4 protein-coding genes are annotated in these 3,760 nt (G+C 67.0%); all 4 read left to right on the top strand.

Annotated elements, in window-relative coordinates; all coding sequences use genetic code 11:
* Positions 1-262: 262 nt before the first annotated feature.
* Complete coding sequence (locus B0F77_RS45645) at positions 263-481, top strand: hypothetical protein (protein WP_086669299.1); 219 nt, start codon at positions 263-265, stop codon at positions 479-481.
* 11 nt (positions 482-492) lie between these two features.
* A complete protein-coding gene (locus B0F77_RS45650) occupies positions 493-1,293 on the top strand; it encodes an exodeoxyribonuclease III (protein WP_086669300.1) in 801 nt (266 codons plus the stop codon).
* 254 nt (positions 1,294-1,547) lie between these two features.
* The gene (locus B0F77_RS45655) at positions 1,548-3,206 is read left to right on the top strand and encodes a TIGR03767 family metallophosphoesterase (protein ID WP_086669301.1); all 1,659 of its coding nucleotides are present in this window, start codon (positions 1,548-1,550) and stop codon (positions 3,204-3,206) included.
* Positions 3,207-3,322: 116 nt separating this feature from the next.
* Positions 3,323-3,760: radical SAM protein (locus tag B0F77_RS50340; protein WP_245849514.1), on the top strand; the 438-nt coding region annotated here is incomplete at its 3' end.

Genomic DNA, 3,760 nt, shown 5'->3' on the forward strand with positions numbered 1-3,760 from the left:
TGCGACGTGGCCGGCGTGGCGAAAGCCTGGGCGGCACCACCGAAGAGCACGGCGGTGGCGGCGAGACCGGCGAGAACACCCTTGATCGCGTTCATTTCTTCTCCTTGATGCTTTCGTGCTTCGGGGAGATTTCCTGGGCCCGCGGCAAATATGTCCTGCGGCGATCAGCGCGTTCAAGAGGTGCCTTTAAAGTATTCGTTGTCGCCGAAGCCCGCCTTTGCATTGGGCAACGCCTTCGGTGGCGTGTGGCAAACTTGCGGGCATGCTGCGGAACATGTTTCGGTGGGGCAGAGGCAAGGGCGTCACGCAGTGCTCCTGCGAGCCCGAGTGGCGAGGCCTCTACACCGAGATCGACGGTCAGCGTCAACTGGCGCTGCCCCGCGACGAGATGGCCACCATCGTCGGCTACCTGGACCTGACCGCCCACTGCGCCGGCTGCGGTGCCGAGTACCCGAAGCCCTGGGGCCTGGCCTCCAAGTAGGCTCCTCCGTCGTGCTCACGGTCTCCACGGTCAACGTCAACGGTCTGCGCGCTGCCGCCAAGAAGGGCTACCTCTCGTGGCTTGAGGCTTCCTCCGCAGACGTCGTGTGTCTGCAGGAGGTCCGCGCGGAACCCGCCGAGCTGTCCGCGGAGGTCCACTCACCTTCGGGCTGGCACGGCGTCTACGCCCCGTCGTCGCTGAAGGGCCGCGCAGGCGTTGGCGTGCTCTCGCGCGTTGAGCCCACCTCGGTCCGTGTCGGCTTCGGAGTCTCCGAGTTCGAGTCGAGCGGCCGCTACGTGGAGATCGAGCTGCCCGGCGTCGTGGTCGCCTCGCTGTACCTGCCCTCCGGCGACGTCGGCACCGAGAAGCAGGACGAGAAGGACCGCTTCATGGCGGCCTTCCTGCCGTACCTGGTGTCGCTGCGAGAGAAGGCGGCCGTGTCCGGCCGTGAGGTGCTCGTGTGTGGTGACTGGAACATCGCGCACCAGCAGGCCGACCTGAAGAACTGGAAGACGAACCAGAAGGAGTCCGGCTTCCTGCCCTATGAGCGGGAGTGGATGACCTCCGTGTTCGCCTCCGGGTACAACGACGTGGTGCGCGCGCTGCACCCTGATGTCGCTGGGCCGTACTCGTGGTGGTCCTATCGCGGAAAGGCCTTCGACAACGATTCCGGGTGGCGCATCGATTACGTTGTCACAACCGATCGCCTGGCCGCCTCAGCGACTTCGGCTGTGGTCGAACGCGCCGCGACCTACGCGGAACGCTGGTCCGACCACGCCCCGGTAACCGTCACCTTCGACTGGCCCAGCTAACCCGCATTGCTGGTTCTGGCGTCNNGTGGTACTTGCAGACGCCCCAGCCGCGTTGTGAAGCGGCGATCGGGTGGTGGAGCGGGTGGCGACGTACGGGGAGCGCTGGTCGGACCACGCCCCGGTCGCCGTCGTCTACTCCGACTGACCCAGCCCACCCAGCCTTTATCGCTCCCGTCCCCCTCCTGACCTCTCGATTTAACCCAGCAGCTCGCCGAACATGAACACGATTCACCATCGATGAATCGGGGCGGCTCATGACGGGTTTCAATCGGCGTTCCTTTCTCCTGGCGATGGGCGCGGCAGCGGCTGGCGTCCCACTCCTCGACGCGCAAGCGATTGCGTCGACCGCGGGCACCACGCTCGACACTGCGGCCGCGCCGATCGGCACCAGCGGTTACCGCAGGCTCGCCGCGGGGCCGGGGTGGCCGACCGTGATCCGCAACGACCTCGTCCAGGCCAAGCCCGGCAGGGAAGCCAGGCGTCGAGCCCTCGCCTGCTTCGTGCAGTTCAGCGACATGCACATCTGCGACGCGCAGAGCCCCCTGCGGTTCGAGTACCTGCACCCGATCATGGGGGCGAGCGCGCACCGGCCGCAGGAAGCCCTCACCACGCAGGGGTCGACGTCGCTCGTCAGGCGGGTCAACGCCGTCAGGAACGGGCCGCTGACCGGCCGGCCGTTCGACTTCCTCATGACCACCGGCGACAACACGGACAATCACGAGAACATCGAGCTCGACTGGTTCCTCACCGTCCTCAACGGCGGCCGGATCACGCCCAACACCGGCGACGCGCGGTACGAAGGTGTGCAGAACGCGGGCATCAGCACGTTCTGGCAGCCGGAGCTCAGCGGTTCGGACGACTACAAGGCGAAGGGCTTTCCGCAGCTACGTGGACTGCTCGACGCGGCGGTCAGGGAGTTCGTCAGCCCCGGCCTGAACATCCCCTGGTACTCCACGATCGGCAACCACGACGACAGCGTGGTCGGCGCGCTGCCGGACGGACTGCTCGACAGCTGGTACACCGGGCGGAAGAAGATCGTCGGGTTTGGCGACCCCGTGCAGAACGCCAAGGTCGCGCAGGCGTTCAACGACCCCACGGCCATTCCGGAGGCGATGGCCATCCTCGCGAGCGGCGGCGTCGTCCGGACCGTTACGCCGGACAGCAGGCGACGGCTGTTCGACACCGGCGAGTTCGTGCGCAAGCACTTGCCGTCGGGCGGGCACGGCTACACGGACGCCAACGCGGATGGGGTGGACGTCTTCTACACGTTCCGGATGGCGCCCGGCGTCACGGGCATCAGCATGGACACCACGAACCTCGCCGGGTTCTCGACGGGCTCGATCGGGCTGCACCAGCTCAACTGGATCGAGAAGACGCTCAAGCGCAACAGCTCGCTCTACTACGACTGGCTCGGCAGGCCTGCCCGGCAGAACGTCACTGACGAGCTGTTTGTGCTGTTCAGTCACCACACGAGCACGACGATGGGCAACGTGCTGCCGGATCGGCGCCGGCCGCTGGATCCGCGGATGAACGGTGACGCGCTGGTCAACTTGTTGCAACGGTTCCCGAACGTGCTGGCGTGGGTCAATGGGCACACGCACCGCAACGTCATCACGCCGCACCGGCACGACACGCCGTCCAGGAGCTTCTGGGAAATCAACACGGCGGCGCACGTCGACTACCCGCAGCACGCCCGTGTCATCGAGGTCGCGGACAACGGGGACGGCACGTTGTCGCTGTTCACGACGTTGCTGGAGGCGGACGCGCCGTACCAGGTCGACTACGACGACCGCAGTGACACGGCGTTGGCGAGCCTGTGCCGGGAGTTCACCTACAACGACATCCATTCGCGCACGAACTCGCTGGGCACGCCGCTGGACCGGAACACGGAGTTGCTGGTCACGGTGCGGTGAAGTGGGATGTCCCACAGCCGATCACAACTGATCAGGAATTTCAGCGGCTTAAGGTCGTTGACGTGGCAGTGGACATCTCGCTAATCCCACCGCAGCCCCGCCCGAGCGCGGCGGCCATGCGGCGTGCGTTGCGTCGGGCCGCTGACGGCGCTGTGCTCGACGCGACCGAGGCAGCCGTGTTGCTGCACGCGCGCGGGGAGGACCTGGACGCGCTGTTGACGTCGGCGGGCAAGGTGCGGGACGCGCACCTGCTCGCGGAGGGACGTCCCGGGGTCGTCACGTACAGCCGGTCGGTGTTCATCCCGCTGACCAGGCTGTGCCGGGACCGCTGTCACTACTGCACGTTCGCGACCGTGCCGCACAAGGTGCCCGCCGCGTTCCTCGAACGCGACGAGGTGCTGGCGATCGCACGCGCGGGGGCGGCGCAGGGGTGCAAGGAGGCGCTGTTCACCCTCGGCGACCGGCCGGAGGACCGCTGGCCGGCCGCGAAGGAGTGGCTGGACGCGCGCGGATACGAGTCCACTTTGGACTACGTGCGGGCCAGTGCCATTGCG

The organism is Lentzea kentuckyensis (genome assembly GCF_002150765.1).
In the GTDB taxonomy this organism is placed as follows: Bacteria; Actinomycetota; Actinomycetes; order Mycobacteriales; family Pseudonocardiaceae; genus Lentzea; species Lentzea kentuckyensis.

What these genes read in the sequence shown, in the direction of transcription:
- B0F77_RS45645 (WP_086669299.1), top strand. Translation starts at nt 263, where the DNA reads ATGCTGCGGAACATGTTTCGGTGGGGCAGAGGCAAGGGCGTCACGCAG.
- B0F77_RS45655 (WP_086669301.1), top strand. Translation starts at nt 1,548, where the DNA reads ATGACGGGTTTCAATCGGCGTTCCTTTCTCCTGGCGATGGGCGCGGCA.